Source organism: Alishewanella sp. d11 (assembly GCF_049390205.1).
In the GTDB taxonomy this organism is placed as follows: domain Bacteria; phylum Pseudomonadota; class Gammaproteobacteria; order Enterobacterales; family Alteromonadaceae; genus Alishewanella.
On record NZ_CP186547.1, the window covers coordinates 1,255,632 to 1,275,283 of the forward strand.

At 45.9% G+C, this 19,652-nt stretch carries 19 protein-coding genes; 12 read left to right on the plus strand and 7 right to left on the minus strand.

Translation table 11 applies throughout. The features are described 5' to 3' along the window. The first annotated feature begins 17 nt into the window (after positions 1-17). Genes leuA through leuD form a run of 4 tightly spaced genes read left to right on the plus strand, consistent with a single transcriptional unit; the run spans position 18 to position 4,683 of the window. The gene (leuA, locus tag ACO1PK_RS05735; RefSeq protein WP_423187713.1) at positions 18-1,604 is read left to right on the plus strand and encodes a 2-isopropylmalate synthase; all 1,587 of its coding nucleotides are present in this window, start codon (positions 18-20) and stop codon (positions 1,602-1,604) included. Continuing rightward, positions 1,601-2,677, plus strand: coding sequence for a 3-isopropylmalate dehydrogenase (leuB, locus tag ACO1PK_RS05740; protein WP_423187714.1), 1,077 nt, complete (start codon positions 1,601-1,603; stop codon positions 2,675-2,677). The genes leuA and leuB overlap by 4 nt, the downstream gene beginning before the upstream one ends. Next, on the plus strand, positions 2,678-4,084 hold the full coding sequence (gene leuC, locus ACO1PK_RS05745; RefSeq protein WP_423187715.1) for a 3-isopropylmalate dehydratase large subunit: 1,407 nt from the start codon (positions 2,678-2,680) through the stop codon (positions 4,082-4,084). Then, positions 4,081-4,683 (plus strand): 3-isopropylmalate dehydratase small subunit, encoded by a 603-nt coding sequence (leuD, locus tag ACO1PK_RS05750; RefSeq protein ID WP_423187716.1) that lies wholly within the window; start codon positions 4,081-4,083, stop codon positions 4,681-4,683. Before leuC ends, leuD begins: the two co-directional genes overlap by 4 nt. Here leuD and cpdA read toward each other — a convergent pair. Both cpdA and ACO1PK_RS05760 read right to left on the minus strand, forming a co-directional pair. Continuing rightward, positions 4,680-5,486: a 3',5'-cyclic-AMP phosphodiesterase gene (gene cpdA, locus ACO1PK_RS05755; protein ID WP_423187717.1), complete on the minus strand. Its 807-nt coding sequence runs from the start codon at positions 5,484-5,486 to the stop codon at positions 4,680-4,682. The genes leuD and cpdA overlap by 4 nt on opposite strands. 32 nt (positions 5,487-5,518) lie before the next feature. Further along, positions 5,519-6,484, minus strand: coding sequence for a hypothetical protein (locus ACO1PK_RS05760; protein ID WP_423187718.1), 966 nt, complete (start codon positions 6,482-6,484; stop codon positions 5,519-5,521). 266 nt (positions 6,485-6,750) lie between these two features. Between ACO1PK_RS05760 and ACO1PK_RS05765 the strand changes: the two genes are divergently transcribed. The 3 genes from ACO1PK_RS05765 to ACO1PK_RS05775 all read left to right on the plus strand — a co-directional run bounded on the left by ACO1PK_RS05765 (position 6,751) and on the right by ACO1PK_RS05775 (position 9,436). Next, the gene (locus ACO1PK_RS05765; RefSeq protein WP_423187719.1) at positions 6,751-7,383 is read left to right on the plus strand and encodes a trimeric intracellular cation channel family protein; all 633 of its coding nucleotides are present in this window, start codon (positions 6,751-6,753) and stop codon (positions 7,381-7,383) included. Positions 7,384-7,476: 93 nt separating this feature from the next. Continuing rightward, entirely contained in the window at positions 7,477-8,544 is a 1,068-nt protein-coding gene (locus ACO1PK_RS05770; protein ID WP_423187720.1) for a DUF3083 family protein, read from the plus strand. A 211-nt stretch (positions 8,545-8,755) separates the two neighbouring features. Continuing rightward, positions 8,756-9,436 (plus strand): response regulator transcription factor, encoded by a 681-nt coding sequence (locus ACO1PK_RS05775; protein ID WP_423188171.1) that lies wholly within the window; start codon positions 8,756-8,758, stop codon positions 9,434-9,436. Here the strand turns inward: ACO1PK_RS05775 and ACO1PK_RS05780 are convergent. From ACO1PK_RS05780 to ACO1PK_RS05800, 5 genes are all read right to left on the minus strand, one after another. Further along, a complete protein-coding gene (locus tag ACO1PK_RS05780) occupies positions 9,433-10,188 on the minus strand; it encodes a CsgG/HfaB family protein (protein ID WP_423187721.1) in 756 nt (251 codons plus the stop codon). The genes ACO1PK_RS05775 and ACO1PK_RS05780 overlap by 4 nt on opposite strands. Positions 10,189-10,190: 2 nt before the next feature. Beyond that, a complete protein-coding gene (locus tag ACO1PK_RS05785; protein ID WP_423188172.1) occupies positions 10,191-10,565 on the minus strand; it encodes a curli assembly protein CsgF in 375 nt (124 codons plus the stop codon). Between the two features lie 25 nt (positions 10,566-10,590). Then, complete coding sequence (locus ACO1PK_RS05790) at positions 10,591-10,962, minus strand: curli production assembly/transport protein CsgE (RefSeq protein WP_423187722.1); 372 nt, start codon at positions 10,960-10,962, stop codon at positions 10,591-10,593. 100 nt (positions 10,963-11,062) lie between these two features. Continuing rightward, the gene (locus ACO1PK_RS05795; protein WP_423187723.1) at positions 11,063-12,424 is read right to left on the minus strand and encodes a hypothetical protein; all 1,362 of its coding nucleotides are present in this window, start codon (positions 12,422-12,424) and stop codon (positions 11,063-11,065) included. Between the two features lie 24 nt (positions 12,425-12,448). Then, entirely contained in the window at positions 12,449-12,868 is a 420-nt protein-coding gene (locus ACO1PK_RS05800; protein WP_423187724.1) for a curlin, read from the minus strand. A gap of 291 nt (positions 12,869-13,159) precedes the next feature. Here ACO1PK_RS05800 and ACO1PK_RS05805 point away from each other — a divergent pair, with 291 nt between their 5' ends. From ACO1PK_RS05805 to ACO1PK_RS05825, 5 genes are all read left to right on the plus strand, one after another. Next, on the plus strand, positions 13,160-15,661 hold the full coding sequence (locus ACO1PK_RS05805; protein ID WP_423187725.1) for a S8 family serine peptidase: 2,502 nt from the start codon (positions 13,160-13,162) through the stop codon (positions 15,659-15,661). Between the two features lie 159 nt (positions 15,662-15,820). After that, a complete protein-coding gene (locus ACO1PK_RS05810; protein ID WP_423187726.1) occupies positions 15,821-16,192 on the plus strand; it encodes a hypothetical protein in 372 nt (123 codons plus the stop codon). Positions 16,193-16,194: 2 nt separating this feature from the next. Then, on the plus strand, positions 16,195-17,568 hold the full coding sequence (locus ACO1PK_RS05815; RefSeq protein WP_423187727.1) for a class II fumarate hydratase: 1,374 nt from the start codon (positions 16,195-16,197) through the stop codon (positions 17,566-17,568). A 103-nt stretch (positions 17,569-17,671) separates the two neighbouring features. Then, positions 17,672-18,280, plus strand: a complete 609-nt coding sequence (locus tag ACO1PK_RS05820; protein ID WP_423187728.1) for a YigZ family protein — start codon at positions 17,672-17,674, stop codon at positions 18,278-18,280. Positions 18,281-18,488: 208 nt separating this feature from the next. Further along, positions 18,489-19,643, plus strand: a complete 1,155-nt coding sequence (locus ACO1PK_RS05825; protein WP_423187729.1) for a DUF418 domain-containing protein — start codon at positions 18,489-18,491, stop codon at positions 19,641-19,643. The last annotated feature ends 9 nt before the right edge of the window (positions 19,644-19,652 follow it).

A 19,652-nucleotide genomic window follows, 5' to 3' on the forward strand; every position in this document is an offset into this window, starting at 1 on the left:
TGGAAAAGGAACGCGTAATGAGTGCTGATAATAAAATCTGGATTTTTGATACCACTTTGCGAGACGGCGAGCAGGCGCTACGCGCTAGCTTAAGCCAAAAGCAAAAAATCCAACTGGCGCATGCCATAGCTCGCTTAAATGTTGATGTAATGGAAGTCGGTTTTCCGGTGTCTAGCCCCGGTGACTTTGACTCAGTACAGCGCATCGCCCGCGAAGTCAAAGGCCCGATTATTTGTGGCTTAGCTCGCGCGGTCAGTGCCGATATCGAAGCCTGTGGCGAAGCCTTAAAAGATGCCGAACGCCGCCGTATTCACACCTTTATTGCCACCTCGCCATTGCATTTACAGTACAAATTACGCAAAACCCTAGCGGAAGCCTCCGACCAAGCGGTTGCGGCTATTAAACTAGCCAGCCGCTATACCGACGATATTGAGTTTTCCTGTGAAGATGCCGGCCGAACACCTATTGATGATTTGTGCTGGATCGTTGAGCGCGCCATTGCTGCCGGTGCCACCACCATCAATATTCCAGATACCGTGGGCTATACCATTCCAAATGAATTTGCGGCCATTATTAGCACCTTACGCAACAAAGTGCCGAATATAGATAAAGCCCGCTTAAGTGTGCACTGCCATAACGATTTAGGCTTAGCGGTGGCCAATAGCATCAGCGCCATTCAGGCCGGTGCCCGGCAAATTGAATGTACTGTCAATGGCATTGGCGAGCGTGCAGGTAACTGCTCACTGGAAGAAGTGGCAATGATTATCAACACCCGCAAAGATGTGTTGGCGCCACTTTACACCGATATCAAAACCACTGAGATTTACCGCAGCAGCCACTTGGTTAGCCAAATTTGTAATATGCCAATCCAGCCAAATAAAGCGGTAGTTGGCGAAAATGCCTTTGCCCATAGCTCCGGCATTCACCAAGACGGCGTGTTAAAAGCACAAAATACCTATGAAATTATGTCACCCGAGCAGGTGGGTATTCGTCAGAACGAATTAAACCTCACCTCACGCTCGGGTCGCCATGTTATTCAGCATCGTTTAGCCGAGTTGGGTTACACCAAAGACGATTACGATTTAGAAGCGGTGTATAAAAGCTTTGTGGCGCTGGCCGATCAAAAAGGTCGAGTGTTTGATTATGATTTAGAAGCCTTAGTCTTCTTCCAGAACCTGCAAGAACAGGATGAGTACTACAAGCTGGAGTTTTTAAGCTCGGCCACCCATACCGGCCATGTGGCCAGCGCCACCATCGGCTTAAATTGCGGCGGTACCGTTTTTACCGAGGCTTGCACCGGCAATGGCCCAGTTGAAGCGGCTTTTCAGGCGATTCAGCGCATCAGCAAGTTAAACATTCGGATGGTCGACTTTAACCTACAAGCCAAAGGCAGCGGCGAAGATGCCTTAGGGCAGGTAGATATTATTGCCGAGCACGAAGGCCGCCGTTTCCATGGTGCTGGCCTAGCCACCGATATCGTGCGCGCCTCGGTACTGGCCTATGTGCATGTGCTGAATATGATCCAACGTGCGCAAACCATTAGCGCTCATAAACAAGCCCGTAACGGTGATAACCAAATTAAAAAAGCAGCAGGTGAACAATGACAAAGCATTATAACGTAGCGGTATTAGCCGGTGATGGCATAGGCCCAGAAGTGATGGCCGAAGCCATCAAAGTATTAGAAGTGGTGGCCGACAAGTTTCAGTTTGGTTTAACCCTAACGCCAGCACTGGTTGGCGGCGCGGCTCTGGATGCCACCGGCGAGCCTTTACCTGCTGAAACCTTAGCGCTTTGCAAACAAAGCGATGCCATTTTATTTGGCTCGGTTGGCGGCCCGAAGTGGACTGGCTTAGCACCGGATAAGCAACCTGAGCGCGGTTCTTTATTACCTTTGCGCAAAACCTTTGATTTGTTTTGTAACTTGCGCCCAGGCCAAATTTACCCTGCCTTTGCCGATTTATCGCCATTACACCCACGGGTAAGTAGCTTAGGTATGGACGTACTGTGCGTACGCGAGCTAACTGGTGGGATTTATTTTGGTGAAAAAGGCCGCAGTGAAGACGCAGCCTTTGATACCCAGCGCTACAGCGTAGCCGAAATTAGCCGTATTGCCCGGGTAGCCTTTACTGCGGCGCAAAAGCGCAGTAAAAAAGTCACCTCTATTGATAAAGCCAACGTGCTGCAAACCAGTATTTTATGGCGCGAAACCGTTGAGCAGATTGCCAAAGAATTCCCAGATGTGGCGCTAGAACATATGTATATCGACAATGCCGCCATGCAGCTAATTCGTAGCCCGCAGCAATTTGATGTGTTGCTATGCGATAACTTATTTGGCGATATTTTATCAGATGAAATTGCCGCCATTGCCGGCTCGTTGGGCTTACTGCCTTCTGCCAGCTTAAACGGCAGCGGTTTCGGTTTATATGAGCCGGCCGGTGGCAGTGCCCCGGATATCGCCGGTAAAGGCATAGCGAACCCTATCGCACAAATTTTAAGTGCCGCCTTAATGCTGCGCTACAGCTTTGGCGAAGAAGCGGCAGCGCAAGCCATCGAACAAGCGGTGCAGCACTGCCTAGAGCAGCATATTGTTACCCGTGACATTAACCCGAAATCAACTTACGGCACTGCTGCCGTTGGCGCCGCCATAGTGGCAACCTTACGTCAGGAGAGCAATTAAATGGGCCAGACCTTATACCAGAAAATCTACCAAAGCCATGTAGTCGGTAAGTTAAACCCCAGCACCGATTTATTGTATGTCGACCGGCATTTAATTCATGAAGTAACGTCACCGCAAGCCTTTTCCGGCTTACGCTTAGCTGGCCGTAAAGTACGCCGCACTGATCTGACTTTCGCCACCATGGATCATAACGTTTCGACCCAACGCCGCAGCTTAGATGCCGCTGGTGAAACCTCACGTAAGCAATTAGAAGCGCTGGCAGAAAACTGTGCTGAGAGTCAGATCCCAATTTTAGATTTAACCCACCCCGATCAGGGCATAGTGCATGTGATTGGCCCAGAGCAAGGCTTAACCCAACCAGGCATGATTATCGTCTGCGGCGATTCGCATACCTCTACCCATGGTGCCTTTGGTGCCCTGGCTTTTGGTATCGGCACCTCAGAAGTTGAACATGTACTGGCCACGCAAACCCTGCCGCAACAGCAAGCCAAAACCTTAAAGGTAGAGATTAATGGCGAGCTATCACCGCATGTAACGGCTAAAGATGTGATTATGGCGGTGATTGGCGAGCTGGGCACCGCTGGCGGTAATGGCTATGTGGCCGAGTTTTGTGGCGAAACCATACGTGCTTTAAGTATGGAAAGCCGCATGACGCTGTGCAATATGAGCATTGAAATGGGTGCTAAGGCCGGTTTAATTGCTCCAGATGAAACCACCTTTGCCTATTTGCAGGGTAAAGCCCATGCACCCAGCGCCGAGCATTGGCCGGCCGCGGTAAGCTATTGGCAAAGCCTGCACTCTGACCACGATGCGGTGTTTGATAAAACCGTGGTGATTGATGCCAGCACTATTGCACCACAAGTCACTTGGGGCACCAGCCCAGAGCAAGTGATTGCCGTGGATACGCCGGTGCCAGCGCCAGAAAGCTTTAGCGATGAAACCAAACGCCATGCCGCCGAGCGCGCGCTGCAGTATATGGGCTTAACCGCAGGTCAGAAATTAACCGATTGCAAAGTCGATGTGGTGTTTATTGGTAGCTGTACGAATAGCCGGATTGAAGATTTACGCGCGGCTGCCAGCGTAGTGGGCAATAAAAAAGTCGCTGCTGGCGTACGGGCCTTAGTGGTACCCGGTTCAGGTATCGTAAAACGTCAGGCTGAAGCCGAAGGCTTGGCTGATATCTTTAAAAACGCTGGCTTTGAATGGCGTGAGCCCGGTTGCTCCATGTGCTTGGGCATGAATGATGATCGCGTGGCCGCAGAAGAACGCTGTGCTTCTACCAGTAACCGTAACTTTGAAGGCCGACAGGGCCGTGGTGCTCGCACGCACTTAGTCAGCCCTGCCATGGCGGCTGCCGCAGCCATTGCTGGTAAATTTGTTAATATCGCCAAAGGAGACTGGGCATGAGCAGCATTTTCACTTCAGGGTTAATTTGCCCATTGGATAAAAACAATGTGGATACCGACCAAATCATTCCCAAGCAGTTTTTAACCTCGGTCAGCCGTGACGGTTTTGCTGAAGCGCTGTTTTATGATTGGCGTTATTTAGCCGATGGCAGCCCGAATCCAGACTTTGTGCTGAATTTCCCGCAGTATCAAGGTGCGTCTATTTTACTCACCCGCGCTAACTTTGGTTGCGGCTCCAGCCGCGAGCATGCACCCTGGGCCTTACAACAGTATGGTTTTCAGGTGATTATTGCCGAAAGCTTTGCCGATATTTTCTTTAACAACAGCGTGAACAACGGCATGTTGTTAATTCAACTAAGCAAAACCAATATCGAGATGCTGTTTAACCGCTGCGCGCAAGGGCCACAACACTGGCAAATCGATTTAGCCAATCAGGAAATTATGTTCGGCAATAATGGGGCTTTGGGTTTTAATATCGACGCAGATATAAAGCAGCGCTTATTATCCGGCTTAGATTTTATCGGCTCCAGCGAGCAACTCGCACCGCAAATTGCGGCCTATGAAGCCAAACGCAAAGCTGCGATGCCTTGGCTGGGCTAGTAACCACCTGCCGCCAAATCGGCAGTAAAAACGCCGGCGGCGACGCGACTCACGCCGGTGTCGATACTGCCATCGGCGTGCAAATTCAGCCATCGATAACCCGGCGCTAGCTGATCGACGGCAAAATCGGCCGAGCACGGTAAAAACTGCACACAGGTCGAAGGTGAGGATAAATAGCGCACCCCATTAATGCTGCGATCACTCTCTTGATGCACATGCCCCCACAGCACGGCGCGCACCTGCGGGTAAGATGCAATCACGGCAGTAAGCGCATCGGCATTCTGTAAGCCGATATTGTCGATCCAAGCACTCCCCATCGGCACAGGATGATGATGCAAGCAGATTAAGGTGTGTAAGTCCGGCCGCTGCTGTAATGCCTGGTCAAGCAGTTGTAACTGCATCGCATCCAAATAACCCAATACCGCGCCTTCTACTTGCGAGTTAAGCAAAATCACTTGCCAATACGTCGAGCGCACCACCTGTTGTAACGCTGGCGTATTAGCAGCAACCTGTTGCATCGCTGCCGCGTTATCATGGTTACCATTAAGCCAAAAAGCTGGGCAAGTAAAACGGGTTAGCGCTTGCTGTAAATAACAATAAGAAGCGAGACTATCATCTTGCGATAAATCGCCAGTCACCAAGATCGCGGCAGGATCATGCTGTTCTGCGGCCATCATAGCGAGTACAGCCTGCAAGCTTTGCTGGGTATTGATTCCAAGCAAATGCGCATCAGCTTGCTCAGATAAGTGCGTATCACTTATCTGCAGTAGCTGCAGGGTTTGACCACTGTCCAAATACAACACGCGCTATCTCCGCTTCGCTTTTGGTAAAAAGTCTAGGGATTTACAGTTAACTGTAGGTTGGTCAACTGAATCAACTGCTCAGGCGTTTGCCACTGCGCCATCACACTGTCATCTTGCAATTGCGCAAAGGTTAACGATTCAGTCAGTTGAAAACTCACTTTTAAATAACGAGGATCGGCCAAAAACACCTGTAACGCGTCTAATATTTCTGCAGGCATTGTGGTTTGCTGACTAAGATAATGCTCCAGCTGCAGCTTTAGATTACTCAGCTCTAGCGTTTGTGGTGTTGCGGCCAAGGCGCTGTGCAAGGCCTGTAAAAAACCTTGATTACTTAGCACGATGTCGCCCTGTTGCAACTGACCTTGGGCAAAGGCATCACGCAACTGCGACTGATAATCTGTCGACTGGCTAAAGGTCTGTTGTGTTTGCGCATCCATTGCTGTCAGGTTTTGCGCAAACTGCCATAATGGCTGCATTTGCTGTAAAGTGAAGGCATAGTTAAATGTAAATTGCTCACCTAAAGACAATACTTGCTGTAGATGAAGCTGACCGCTATCGGACTGATACTGGTATCGATACTGGGTGCTAAGACTTAAGTTTTTGGTCAAATCGGCTAAGGCTGCGGGAAGTAAGATGCGCATACCTTGCGCCAACTGCACACCGTCTATCCACACTTCACCTTTGTCAGCTAAAGTACCAGGTTTAAAGCCTTTTACTCTAATAGAAGCAACATCTAGAATCGCTCCCAAGCCTGCCACATTTATCGCTAAATCAGAGATCTGATAATCATCTTGCCAATAATTTGCGGTAATTTCTGCATAGCTGAGTGCTACAGCCGGCATCAGCCCTGCGCTAGCCATCTCAGCATAAGAAGCATTTATCACCGCTATTTGCTCTGCCAATACTGCTTTTGCTTTAACATTGACATAATGATAAATACCGACAACAACCAGCAGTACAAAGGCGGCAATCCCACCCAATATGACTTTCTTCTGCATAAAAAACCTAAATGTAAAATCGATGGGCTATACCTAAACTTAAAAAATGAACTTAAGTCTTTACCAATATAGCTCTGAAAGTTTTCAAGCATAACAGTTCCCTGTAAATACAAAAACCTGAAATTATCCTCTGCCCTTATTTTATCCAACCAAACCAAGTCTAACCGACAGAGGAATTTTTCAGGCTGCCAGTATGCCGTTTCGTGTTTAAATGCTATTGTGCCAACCAGTAACTAACGTTTATTTTTATCGGAAAATTGCCGCAGATGATGGAATATATTCATTGGTTTGATTTAGCCGGTATCGCTGTTTTTGCAATTTCTGGCACCTTAGCTGCGTGGCGAAATCATATGGATGGTTTTGGTGTTATCGTGCTCGCCAGCGTGACGGCCATTGGAGGCGGTACGCTACGTGACTTGATTCTTGACGTTCCTGTTATTTGGATGAATAACAACACGTATTTTTATGCCATTTTTATTGCAGCTATTGCCACAATTTTATTAGTACGCAATCGTTTAACTATCCCCAATAATACGCTGCAAATTGCTGATGCTTTTGGCTTGGCGTTATTTGTCATTATGGGTACGCAAAAAGCTTTAGATCATGGTACCTCCAGTATGGTGGCGATTTTACTTGGCACTATGAGTGGCGTTTGTGGCGGCATGATCCGTGACGTGTTATGTCGAGAAATCCCCATGGTGTTTAGGGGCGAACTCTATGCGGTAACCTGTATTTTTGGCGGTATTATTTATACAGGCTTGCTCGCATTAGCCGTACCGCAAATTTATGCCATGCTTGCAGGCATGCTAGGGTTATTACTGCTGCGGTTAGCCGCAATTAAATGGCATATTACTGTGCCGGTATTCGGCAAACATCACCAAGAACTGAACGAGCCATAGTCATCGCAGATCGGCCAAAACTTTAATCCAGAACAATAAATGACGAGTAGCTTGTGAGTACACTGCTCGTCAATAACTTGTTAAGGAGGTTTTATGGCTAGTCACAATCCACATCGCGTTTATCTGCCTACGAATGCCCGTTCCAACCAGTATTTATTAGCTGAAATTAAAACAGACGAAACCTTATATGCCGGTTTTGCTTCTGCTGCAGACTGTTATCAACAACTTGCTCAACAGCTGTTTGCGTTAATGGAGCAATTTGCATTGCGCAATGTACAGTTGATTGCCAATGACAAGTTACCCATAGTACGCTTTCATGAAGAAGCCTATACCCTGCAAACTGAAAAGCAAATCTTGTTCTTTTATAACCCTAAGTATCATGAAGGCCAAGGCCTCTTTACCACCCCAGGCTATCAAGCACGCAAACTGCGCGTGGTGTTCTTAGCGACAGGTGATGAGCTTCGTGCACAAGCTGCTGTTTTTCATCAAAAAGTTGTGCAGCTGTTAACGGCATGGCAGCAGCAATTACCAGGGAAACCACTGATTAAGCTACGTGATCACCAACAACTTTCTTATGATTTATTCGCTAAATCAAAAGGCTATAAAGAAACCTACGGCTATAAATTACGTGGTTTATACCCACGCTATCAAGCCAGACAATGTGCGCTACCTGCAGAGCACAGTGAAATTACCTATGTCACCGTAACGTTGCCGCTCACTCGCAGTTTAAAGCAGCATTTCTTAGTGGATGGTGCCACTGATTTTAGCTTGCTGTATCAACAATTAGAACAACGCTTTACCGCGGCCTGTGCCGGTAAAAAGCTCGATAAATTGGCCATAGTGGCGAATGGTTTAACCCCTATCGTGCGCAATAGCAAGTGGGATAAAATCGAAAATAACCGCGAGCTCCAAAAAATTAGCTTTAACCCGGACTGCTTAGAATCACAGCTGCTAAGTTTTTGGCAAGCCGATAAGCTGGTTGAAAGCGCACACTTTATTATCGTCGCCGACCAAGATGATAATACTGAGTTTGGCTATGGCCGCTTTATGAATCAGGTAGAAGAAGCACTGCGCAGTTTTGCTCGGCAATTAGAAATACCCGGCGATCGGCAAGATTTGCTGGTACGATTTTATCAACATATCAGTTATGTCCTTGCATAAGCTTAAATGCGGCTATTGGCTCTGCTTAATAAACGTAAGCGGAGCCCTCCTCTCTTTGTATATTTGCTCGCCTGCAACTTAGATAAGAATCAGGCCAAAACCTTTACCCTCACTACAAACAAGACAAATAAGACATATACAAAATATAAATTGCTAACCTTTTTACAATTTGATATACAAAGTCTTAAAAGAATGCTGCGTTAGTTTGGCAGTGGAGAAAAATGTAGTGAAGCCCTATAACCAACTGTATATTTTGTCCGATAATAACAACAATTGTAATCTGGTATTCTTAGCTAAGTCATTGAACATCAATGTATCGCAACTGTCTGCAAGTGAGTTTCAAGCACAACAAAGCATCCCAAGTAATACGTTGATTGGGATTCAGGTAAAAAGTGTCATCTCTGGCAAGAGTAGTTTTAATAACTTGCTACAAGCGGTAAAAAAGTGTGGCTCAGTATTCTTGTTCAATGCTGAACGCGGCACCATAGATACGTCTTTAGCAATCAACACAGGGCTTAGGGGTATCATTTATCGTGACGAACAACTAGATCGTGTACTTTCCGCCTTGAGCAATATGATGAAAGGACAGTTGTATTACTCGAGAAATGAACTTTCAAGCTTTGTGGATAGAACCTTAGCGCCAGAAGAGAGTGAGGAATGCCTGATCACTTCAGAAAAGTTTTTGCTGCTCACCAAGCAAGAAAAACGCATTACTAAACTGATTGCAGAAGGCGCTAGAAATAAAGAAATCGCCGACCAGCTTAATATCAGTACTCATACTGTAAAAGCACATATATCGACGATTTTACGCAAAACACAATCTCGGAATAGAATTGAGTTATTAAAAATAACTCAGATGGATGCCGTTAGTCCTCAAACTTATCACGCTTAGGTTTCTGGTCTCCAGAAGCCTTTTGCGACGCCTTGCTCAACCAATTCGAGTACGGCCAGTTCAATCGCTTGTTTTACTGAAAACATCACAGGTTCATTGGTGGTATAACCGGTTTCAGCTTCAACTAAACGATTTAGCGAAACAAAACGGAACAAGCCCGCTCGTAATTCCTGTGAAAAAACCTTTTTAGTTGTCGAAACAGATAGCAATACTTGGCCAGTAAACACATCAACAGCGCGCAAATATACTGTTACCTGATCTTCGCGGTAAAGCTCAGAAGCACCTATACCAAAATATTCAGCACCAATACCACCCGTTGTCAGGTTAGTTTCGTAACCGATTACCCCGCCTTCTAACAACAAACGCGCTTCTTTCATTGGCGGTAACTCTGGCGCATTTTTATTTGAGGTGTAAATACGACGTTCAGTGAGTAAATTTTGCAAACCTTCACGCTCTAATGGCGAAAACCAACCGCTCTCAAGTAAGGTCTGGGTTAAAATTGAGGTCGCGCCTTGCGTAACCGCAGTAGAAAAGCTAGACACATTCGCTTGTGGTTTATATTGACCAGTCTGGTCACGAAAAGCATAAACAGAAACGGGGATGGCATTCCTCGGCTTCTTCTCAGAAACTAAGCTTTGCATTGCTGCAGACGGCGGATTGACTTCGGCATCAGTGACATTAAGGGTCGGTTTGGGTACGAAGGCACAACTTGTAGTTAGCAAGCTCATTAAAAATACGACAATAAAACGCATAGCTACCTCGGGATCACAGGAATACGGATAACGGTAACATCGCCATTATCTTGATTTGTAACGGTTACTAGTACACTGCCATCTGTATCCTGATTAACTTCAATGATATATTCACCCGTTTCATAAACCCCTTCAACCACTTCGCCATCGGCAATGCGTCGTGTCAATGAATTGATGATGTTACGTTCCAAAGATTCACGAAACCGATCAACAAAAGACAAAGTAGGTCTTTCCGCTGAGTTCGCATTTTGACTTTGTGCTTTTTGCAGTAAGAAATTACCATTAAGTGGATTTCCGCCAAAACTAGGGTTAATTGGGGTGTATACCAATTCAGTCGCCAGGGATTGACCGCTAAGCAACACAGCAGAAGTGAAAATGACACTTCTGGAAAAAAATTTTGATTTAAAAGCCCGTTTCAGCACCGAACCACTCCTCTGTTTTTATTTTTACTAGCTCATCAACGGCAACTAAGATCGCTTGCTCTGCCATTTGCTTTACATCATTTTGTCGGCGACCAAAATAATTCTGGTATATCCTGCGCTGATCTAATTCTACCCAAAGAAAGGTACCGGCTTGCGGATAAATCTGTTCATACACCACAATGGTAGAACCATCAGTAGCAGGTACTTCTCGCCAGTAGGAGGAAAAGTAAAAAACAAAATCTTTGCCAAAGCGTGAAATTGTCCGATCCAGCACAATACCGCTAAGTTCAATATCAGCTTTGGCAGGGGTGAGACAAAAAAATAGTATAAAGGCTAAAAATCCGTTTTTCATAATTAGCAGAGCGGCTTACACCGCTCTGTTCTTTTTCATTATTAATAATGATTAAATAACACTGACCTAAATATCTCGTCAAGCGTTAAGACAATAATGCTTACTGAGGTGCATTCTGGTTAACAATGGCAGTATTAAAAGAACCAACTTGTATCACTTGCAACACGTTGTCGATGCCGCTTTGTGCACCCAGTACCATATTATCATTGCCTTGCTGGCTGATTAATACCGTACCGTTACTACCTGCTACTTGAAATGATTCAGAACCATTGCCACCAACCCAGTTCTGGTTGCCAAGTTGTAATATAGAGACATCGTTACCGCTGCCAGCAAGCAAGATATCAACTAAGTTCAGATCACCATTACGCTGTGTAACATCAACGCTGTTCTCGCTAACACCAGCACCTGTCACAATTGTTTCATTCTCATTACCATTCTGATTAATAGTGAATAAATTGCGATTACCCGCCACATCCATCAAAGCGGAGTTACTGTCGCCATCCTGATTAATACGACCCGTATTAGCATTGCCATTAAAACCAATACCTGCGTAGTTACTGTTGCCAACGGTATCAATAGTGCCAGCATTATTATCACCAATCAGAACGAGCTCAGCTTCATTGTTATTGCCAGTTTGGGCAATCGTTGACTCATGGTTATCACCGATAGTGCCAAATAAGATAGAGTTAGTTTCGCCATTTTGCATAAAGTCGTAGACATTATTATTACCTTGGATACCAATAGGCGCCTGAATTAAGTTAGCATCACCACGTTGGTCAATAAATACCACATTATCATCACCGCTTACCGGGTTAGGACGAAAATCATTTGCTCTTCCGTCTTGAAAAACATTTACTTCGTTGTTATTTCCAGAGAAGCGTGAAGCAATAAAAAGGTTAGCAGATCCAAACTGTTGGATTGCAATATCATTGTCATTCCCAGCAAAACCAACAATACCCCCTACGTTACCGCTACCATCTTGTTCAATATCAACAGTGTTGTTATTACCTGCACCAGTTCTTACGCCTGACTGATTATCGCTACCAGTTTGAATACTGGTAAAAAGATTTGCATCACCCTCAAATTCAGCTGTTGTCCAGTTAGCGTCGCCATCCTGTTCGATACTAATGGTATTATCATCGCCCTCAACATCAACAACTAATTCGTTGGATGCACCACTCTGTGATAGTTCAGCAGTGTTCATAGCACCAACAGCAATGGCATTTAGTAAATTGTTACTACCACTTTGAACGATATTTTTGGTATTACCTGTACCTACCTGTTGCGCAAGAATCAGGTTGTTAGAGCTTGCCGAACCGGTCTGAACTAACTGTACTAAGTTTTCTTCGTTACCCGTGTTGGTCTGCACAACAAGAGCGCTATCATTAGCAAGGGCCTGACCTGAAATACAAGCAGCTACAGATAAAGCTAAAAGCGTTTTACGTGATGTGAACTTGAACATATTTGGATCCTTTTTTCGATTTAATTAATATTGAACAATAGACAAGGCAACACCATTGCCGATTTGGGTTAGCTCAAAACTCTGTCCACCCCATTGTTCTAGCGTTATTAAGTTACCATTCCCTAACTGTGAAATATTTGCACTGTTAGCATTGCCAATCTGACGAATACTGGCTTCATTGCTGAGCCCGTTCTGGCGAAGCGAAACATCATTTAGCATGCCAATTTGCATTAACTCAGCAACATTGGCAGCACCCAACTGCATAACGTCTGCACTATTTTCGTTACCGCGCTGTAAAAGCAACAGCGCATTTGCTGAGCCATTGCGTTCCAATAGTTGAGCCAGTGAAACAGAAACTTCATTTGCGTTAGATGTAGAGATACTGCAGATTAGCGTGATTAACACTAAAAACCACTTACAGTAACTGAAAGACATATTCCGCATTCCCTACTCCGTTTTTACTAGTCGACGACCAAGACTAATGTTTTAAAAACGGCTGACAATCGGAATAAAGGGCTATTTAATAAATTAAGCCATTAACATCAAAAAAACATATAGCACATATAATCAGCACCTTATAGATTTTCATTAGCATCTCCCCCTACCCAAGGACTAGCTCTTTCGGCCTATATATATAGTGACTGCGCTTTCACACCAAGATTTATGTTAAATATCAAGTTGTGCATGTTGTTAGCACCAAACGCAAACAATAAAATTAACAAACAGGTGTATTTAATGATTAAAAAATCTCTCATTGCCCTAGCTGTGGGTACCGCACTAATTAGTGGAACAGCATTCGCTAAAAATCATGCGCCAGCTGCAGATGATTCTATTATGGTTATGTTCAAGCCAGGTGTGACTAAGCAGCAGCGTGAAACGGTTATTCGCCGTACTGGCGCAAGCTTACGTCAACTAGATGCACAAGGTCGTGACCTTGCATTCAAACATGTTGCCGATGGCCGTATTGCCAAAATTCGCGTTCCAAAGGGTGTTAACAAAGATTTCGTTATGAAACAGTTAGCACGCAATCCTGCTATTGAAGTCGCTGAGCCAAATTATCTGGTTCAAAGCACTCGTGCGGCTGTAACACCTCCCAACGATCCTCGGTTTGGCGATTTATGGGGTCTGCATAACACTGGCCAAGCAGGTGGTCTGGCTGGTGCAGATATTAAAGCGCTTGAAGCTTGGGGTACTACAACAGGTGACAACAATGTAATCATTGGTGTTATCGACACCGGTATGGATTATAACCACCCAGATCTTATCGCTAACCGCTGGGAAAATAGTGGCAGTTTACCTGGTCATCAGTTTGGTTATTCAGCATTAAATTCAAGCCGTGATCCAATGGATACCGATACTCATGGTACGCACGTCGCAGGAACCATTGGCGCGGCAGGTGACAATGGTACTGGTGTTGTAGGTGTAAGCTGGAATGTAACCTTATTACCTTGTTCTTTCCTAGGGCCTAACGGCGGCTCTACTGCTGGCGCTATAGAATGTATTGATTACTACACCAACCTGAAAGTTAACCATGGAGTTGATATTAAAGCGACTAACAACTCTTGGGGCGGCGGCGGCTTCTCTGAAACACTAAGAGCTGCCATTCAATCTGGCGGTGACGCGGGTATTCTGTTTATTGCTGCAGCGGGTAATGCTGGTCAAGACGCAGACGTAAACCCAATGTACCCTGCTGCATATGACCTAGATGTTATCGTTTCTGTTGCCTCAACCGATCGTAACGACAACCTGTCTGTCTTTACTCGTGGTGCTTCTAACTTTGGTTTAACCACTGTTGATTTAGGTGCTCCAGGTTCTGCTATCCTGTCAACCATCCCAAATAACGACTATGCCGCTTATTCTGGCACATCCATGGCCTCACCTCATGTTGCTGGAGCTGCTGCTTTATTATGGTCTGTTAACCCAGATATCTCCCCATTAGAAATGAAAGCCATTCTAATGGAAAGTGGCGATAGCTTGGCATCACTAGACGGTAAAACCGTTTCAGGCAAACGCTTAAACTTAGTCAATGCCCTAGCAGAAGCAGACCCAGCTCCAGGTTACCGTTTAAGCTTAACGCCACGCAGCCAAGGTATTGTGGCTGGTGAAACGGCAACCTTTACGCTTGATATCAACAGCGTTGCCGACTGGATGCAAGTTGTTAATTTAGCTGTAGATGCGTCACCAGCACTTGATGGTGTGAGCTTATCAGCAAACAGCGCTCTGCCTGGCGATCAAGTCGTGTTGACGGTAGATACTGATACAGCAACGCAGTGGGGTGATTACAGCATCACTATTACTGCCAACGATGCTTCTGGCGAGCTTGAGCGTAATATTACGGCTAACTTAACCATTACCCCAGCCTTCTTAGAGGACTATAGTTATACCAACGACACACCTGTTGCGATTCCAGACAACACGCCAGCTGGTATCACTAGCACTATTTCAGTGCCTGATGAAGGTACTATCTTTAATGCCTCAGTTGATTTAAATATCACGCATACTTGGCGTGGTGATTTAATTGTGCGGTTAACCTCGCCAACAGGCACTCAGCACACTTTACATAACCGTACAGGAAGCAACGCTCAAAATCTGATCGGCAACTTCCCAATTGCAACCTTTAATAGCGAAGAGATGAGTGGTGATTGGGTACTGTTTGTATCGGATAATGCAGGTGCAGATACGGGTACGCTAAATAGCTGGAGTTTAAACCTAACCGCATTGAATGATGACGGCACACCTGTTGATCCGGTTGCACCAGTCGCTGCATTTAGCTACAGCGTGTCTGGTTTAACAGCAAACTTTACTGATGCCTCAACTGATCAAGATAATAGCATTGTTGCTTGGAATTGGAGCTTTGGCGACGGCAACTCTTCTACTGCACAAAATCCAACACACGCTTTTGCTGAGTCTGGTGATTACAGTGTATCCCTAACGGTTACAGACGAAAGCGGTTTAAGCAACACTAGCACACAAGTGGTGTCTGTTGCAGATGTAAGTGTTGATTTCAACCTGAGTCTATCGCGTGCAACTCGCGCCAGAACAGGTTCAACCATTGTTGATTTAAGAATGAACGATGTTGGACAAGCTGTAGACGTATACCGTGACGGCGCCTTAGTAGATACTGTATCAGGCAACCGCTACCGTGATCGTTTCAGATCAACAGCAGCCACAGCCACATATAAACTATGCTTAGAAGGCACACAAGTTTGTTCAGCTGAATTAGTCGTTAACTTCTAATTCCGCTGTTTCGAACTGACGAAAACCGGCAGCACAACTGCCGGTTTTTTTTCGTCTAAGCATCCAGCAGAGTGATATGTGTTATTTTATGCATCAAAGAACCCTTGACATTATGCTAATGATAATTATTATCATTAGCATAATGTCAAGGGAGGCTTTATGATCAAAACAGCAACACTTTGGCCCACGCTATTTCGTTTGGAAAAGCAGCTACTTTCACCCTACGATGCTAATCAACACTATCCACGTTTAGTGGCCGACTATACTGCAAGTTGTTGCCGCTTAGCAGCACAATTAGCGCAAGCTAATAATCTACTCTTACAAGAATGGTGTTTGCGCCAAGGGCTGTTTAATCTCGCCAAAGCCGCGATGTTTCATAAGGGGGAAGTGCTGATTTACCGTTGTTGTTTAGATCAACTCTATCGCCCGATGTTAGCACTTAATCAACTTTACCAGCAGCAACGCCATGGTCAGCAACAGCAACTTGCGCTGCAGGCTAGCTTAAATCAAATTTTTTACTGCCAGGAGTAAGTATGCGCTATCGTATCGAACGTGATTCCATGGGTGAGCTACAGGTACCCACCGATGCTTTGTATCAGGCGCAAACGCAGCGCGCAGTGCAGAATTTCCAAATTAGCGATAAACCCATGCCGCTAGGATTTATTCAAGCCTTACTGCAAATAAAAAAAGCCGCTGCGCTAACCAATGCCAATTTGCACCTATTGCCAGCCGCAGAGGCAAAAGCCATTACGCAGGCGGCAGAGCAGCTATTAAACACGCCAGATCTTAGCCAGTTTCCGGTAAGTGTGTATCAAACCGGCTCTGGCACCAGCAGTAATATGAATGTGAATGAAGTGCTGGCCACCTTAGCCACTAAACTCAGTGGGCATAAAGTACATCCCAATGATCATGTTAACTTGGGCCAAAGCAGTAACGATACTATCCCAACCGCTATTCAATTGAGCAGCTTACTGGCATTAGAGCAGCAACTCCTGCCAGCATTAACGACACTACAACAAGCGCTTAGCGCTAAATCTGCGGCAATTGGTCATATTGTAAAAACCGGTCGCACCCATTTAATGGATGCGATGCCAGTCACTTTTGCGCAGGTGATCGGCGGCTGGCATAGCCAACTCCAACATGCCCAAACGCAAGTCAGCCAACAAATTCCCTTACTTAGCCAGTTAGCGCAGGGTGGCACTGCGGTGGGCACGGGTATTAACGCCCATTCCGAATTTGCCCAACGCTTTGCCACCCAACTTAGTGTTCAGACCGGTTTAACGCTAAGCCCCAGCAAAGATTTTTTCTTTAATCTAAGCTCACAAGATGGCGCTTTAGCCCTCTCGGGTAGTTTAAAAACGCTCGCCGCAGCGCTATTAAAGATGGCCAATGACTTACGATGGATGAACTCTGGCCCCTTATCGGGCTTAGCGGAAATTAGTTTAGCTGCACTTCAGCCCGGCTCGTCGATTATGCCGGGCAAGGTAAACCCTGTTATTCCAGAGGCGGTGGCTATGGCCTGCGCTCAAGTGTTTGGCTGCGACACCACTATAAGTATTGCCGCGCAATCGGGGAATTTTGAGCTAAATGTGATGCTGCCCTTAGTCGCCGATAATCTGCTGCAAGCCATCAGCTTACTCAGTGGTAGCTGTCTGGCTTTAGCGAATCAGGCCATTAACAGCTTTACGGTAAACGAGCAAAATATTGCGAAAAGCTTGGCGCAAAACCCTATTTTAGTCACTGCACTGAATAGCCGAATTGGTTATGACAAAGCCGCAGCGATCGCCAAGCTGGCTTATCAGCAACAACGGCCTATTTTAGAAGTGGCCGTCGAGCAAACTGATCTTAGCCGCGAAGAACTGGCGCAGTTATTAGATCCAGCCAAACTGACCGGCATGCTAACTTAAGAGAAAACCACACAACTCACTATCAAGCAATTAACCGCTCTACCAAGACAGCCAGAGCGCTTTTTCGCTATACTAAGCGCCCTTTATGTAAAGTGGCGCTGGTATGAGTTCCTACACCGTGCTTTCCGCACCGATCGAGCATAGCCTGACTGAAAAAAACAGTGAGTTTTTAACCTTTTTGCAGCCGGTAACGGATCGCGAACAGGCGATGCACTGGGTGCAGCATTATCGCGAGCGTTATAAAGATGCCGCCCATGTTTGCTGGGCCTATATTATTGGCAATACCCGGCAACCGCAAACTCAAGCTTTTAGTGATGATGGTGAGCCAAATGGCACTGCCGGAAAACCTATGCTGCATGTGTTAACCGAACGTGGGCTGGGCAATAGCTTGGCTGTAGTTGTGCGCTATTTTGGCGGGGTAAAACTAGGCGCAGGCGGCTTAGTGCGGGCTTATTCGGCCGCAGTATCACAAGCCTCGCAGCTGGCACAGCTGACGACAATAAGCCCGAAGATTGCATTGCACCTAAGAGCTGACTTTGCATGGGAGGCGCGGATCCGCCAATTACTGGTACAACATGCCGGTGAGCTCGTCGCGGTGACCTATCAGCAAGCGGTGATGCTCAGTGTGTTGCTGCCAATAGAAAACAGTGAGCGCTTTATAGAGCAACTGCAAAATAGTAGCGGCGGTACTATTGAAGTGGCTGTTGTGTAAAGGCCCCATCATTCACTAAGCGCTACATATCGCTCTCTGGAGCAATGATAACTCAACGCTGTTATCCCAAAACGCAGCGTTAACCTGATCTGACTAAGGCCGTTCGCTAATATTCAAAGCCGCTGCTGATAAAGCACTTGGCTTGCGTTAACTGTGTGTTAATATTGCTGCAAAATAACAAAATTTCACTATTTGATAAGGAGTAAAAATGCAGCGGATGCAACAACTGGATATGATCCGTGGCCTAGCCGTATTGGCATTATTGCTTATGAATATCTTCGCTTTTGCCTTCCCACCCGATTATGCGCATAGCTTACGCTGGTCAGAAGTCTCGCCAAGTGCAACAGATACCCTGCTTTACAATCTGCAAACCTTGTTTATTAAAGGCCGTTTTATCACGCTGTTCAGTATTTTATTTGGTGTAGGCTTATATTTAATTGCAGAAAAGTACGGTGCTGACTATCTCAAGCGCCGCTTATATTGGCTGCTGCTATTAGGGGGCATTCACGGTTGGCTAATTTGGTTTGGCGATATCCTACTCTGGTATGCGTTAACAGGGCTTTTTGTGTTAAAACGTGGTTATTTTCAACTTGCTGCCGCCGAGCTCTGGCGCAAAGCTATCCGTTTTTTCTGCATTGGGATGATTTTCCCTATTTTAATCAGCTTAATGTATTTATTCTCTGCTGTCGCTAGAGATGTGGAGCTTGCCAATACCGAACTTATAGCGCAACAAATCGCTATTTGGACGGGACCTTACTTACCGCAAGTCATCGAAAATCTTAAGTTAAGTGCATTGATGGCGCTGGCTTTTGTGTTGGGTATTTTATGGTATACCGTAGCGCTCATGCTGCTAGGTATTGCGCTTTATAAAACCCATTGGTTTGAACTAGGTTATAGCACTAAGCAAACCGCCTTGCTGTTTTGCGGTAGCCTACTTCTCAGTTGTACTGTCGTCTGGTTAGATAGCCTAAGCCACTATATGCTAACGCTAAATGGCATACTGCCTTGGGCTTATATCGCTGAGGTGATGATGGCATTAAGCTTTGCCAGCCTGTTGATTAAATTCCGGCACTCACCTTGGCTACAGCAATGGCTGGCCCCCTGTGGCCGCTTAGCGCTGACCCTTTACTTAAGCCAAACGCTAGTAATGGTGCTGCTATTCCGAGTCATCAAACCAGAGTGGTTCGCGACCTTAGATAGGTTGCAGCTGCTCAGCATAGCTATAATAATGATTGGCGCCCAACTGCTATTTAGTCAACTCTACACCCGCTATTTCCAGCAAGGGCCTGTGGAATGGCTGTGGCGGCGATTAAGTAAACGCCCAGAGCCCTATCAGACACCTGAAGCGAATTCCCACCAATAAGCGAGTGCC

What these genes read in the sequence shown, in the direction of transcription:
- ACO1PK_RS05825 (WP_423187729.1), top strand. Translation starts at nt 18,489, where the DNA reads ATGCAGCGGATGCAACAACTGGATATGATCCGTGGCCTAGCCGTATTG.
- ACO1PK_RS05805 (WP_423187725.1), top strand. Translation starts at nt 13,160, where the DNA reads ATGATTAAAAAATCTCTCATTGCCCTAGCTGTGGGTACCGCACTAATT.
- ACO1PK_RS05795 (WP_423187723.1), bottom strand. Translation starts at nt 12,424, where the DNA reads ATGTTCAAGTTCACATCACGTAAAACGCTTTTAGCTTTATCTGTAGCT.
- leuC (WP_423187715.1), top strand. Translation starts at nt 2,678, where the DNA reads ATGGGCCAGACCTTATACCAGAAAATCTACCAAAGCCATGTAGTCGGT.
- leuA (WP_423187713.1), top strand. Translation starts at nt 18, where the DNA reads ATGAGTGCTGATAATAAAATCTGGATTTTTGATACCACTTTGCGAGAC.
- leuD (WP_423187716.1), top strand. Translation starts at nt 4,081, where the DNA reads ATGAGCAGCATTTTCACTTCAGGGTTAATTTGCCCATTGGATAAAAAC.
- ACO1PK_RS05780 (WP_423187721.1), bottom strand. Translation starts at nt 10,188, where the DNA reads ATGCGTTTTATTGTCGTATTTTTAATGAGCTTGCTAACTACAAGTTGT.
- ACO1PK_RS05770 (WP_423187720.1), top strand. Translation starts at nt 7,477, where the DNA reads ATGGCTAGTCACAATCCACATCGCGTTTATCTGCCTACGAATGCCCGT.
- ACO1PK_RS05810 (WP_423187726.1), top strand. Translation starts at nt 15,821, where the DNA reads ATGATCAAAACAGCAACACTTTGGCCCACGCTATTTCGTTTGGAAAAG.
- ACO1PK_RS05815 (WP_423187727.1), top strand. Translation starts at nt 16,195, where the DNA reads ATGCGCTATCGTATCGAACGTGATTCCATGGGTGAGCTACAGGTACCC.
- ACO1PK_RS05790 (WP_423187722.1), bottom strand. Translation starts at nt 10,962, where the DNA reads ATGAAAAACGGATTTTTAGCCTTTATACTATTTTTTTGTCTCACCCCT.
- leuB (WP_423187714.1), top strand. Translation starts at nt 1,601, where the DNA reads ATGACAAAGCATTATAACGTAGCGGTATTAGCCGGTGATGGCATAGGC.
- ACO1PK_RS05820 (WP_423187728.1), top strand. Translation starts at nt 17,672, where the DNA reads ATGAGTTCCTACACCGTGCTTTCCGCACCGATCGAGCATAGCCTGACT.
- ACO1PK_RS05800 (WP_423187724.1), bottom strand. Translation starts at nt 12,868, where the DNA reads ATGCGGAATATGTCTTTCAGTTACTGTAAGTGGTTTTTAGTGTTAATC.
- ACO1PK_RS05765 (WP_423187719.1), top strand. Translation starts at nt 6,751, where the DNA reads ATGATGGAATATATTCATTGGTTTGATTTAGCCGGTATCGCTGTTTTT.
- ACO1PK_RS05760 (WP_423187718.1), bottom strand. Translation starts at nt 6,484, where the DNA reads ATGCAGAAGAAAGTCATATTGGGTGGGATTGCCGCCTTTGTACTGCTG.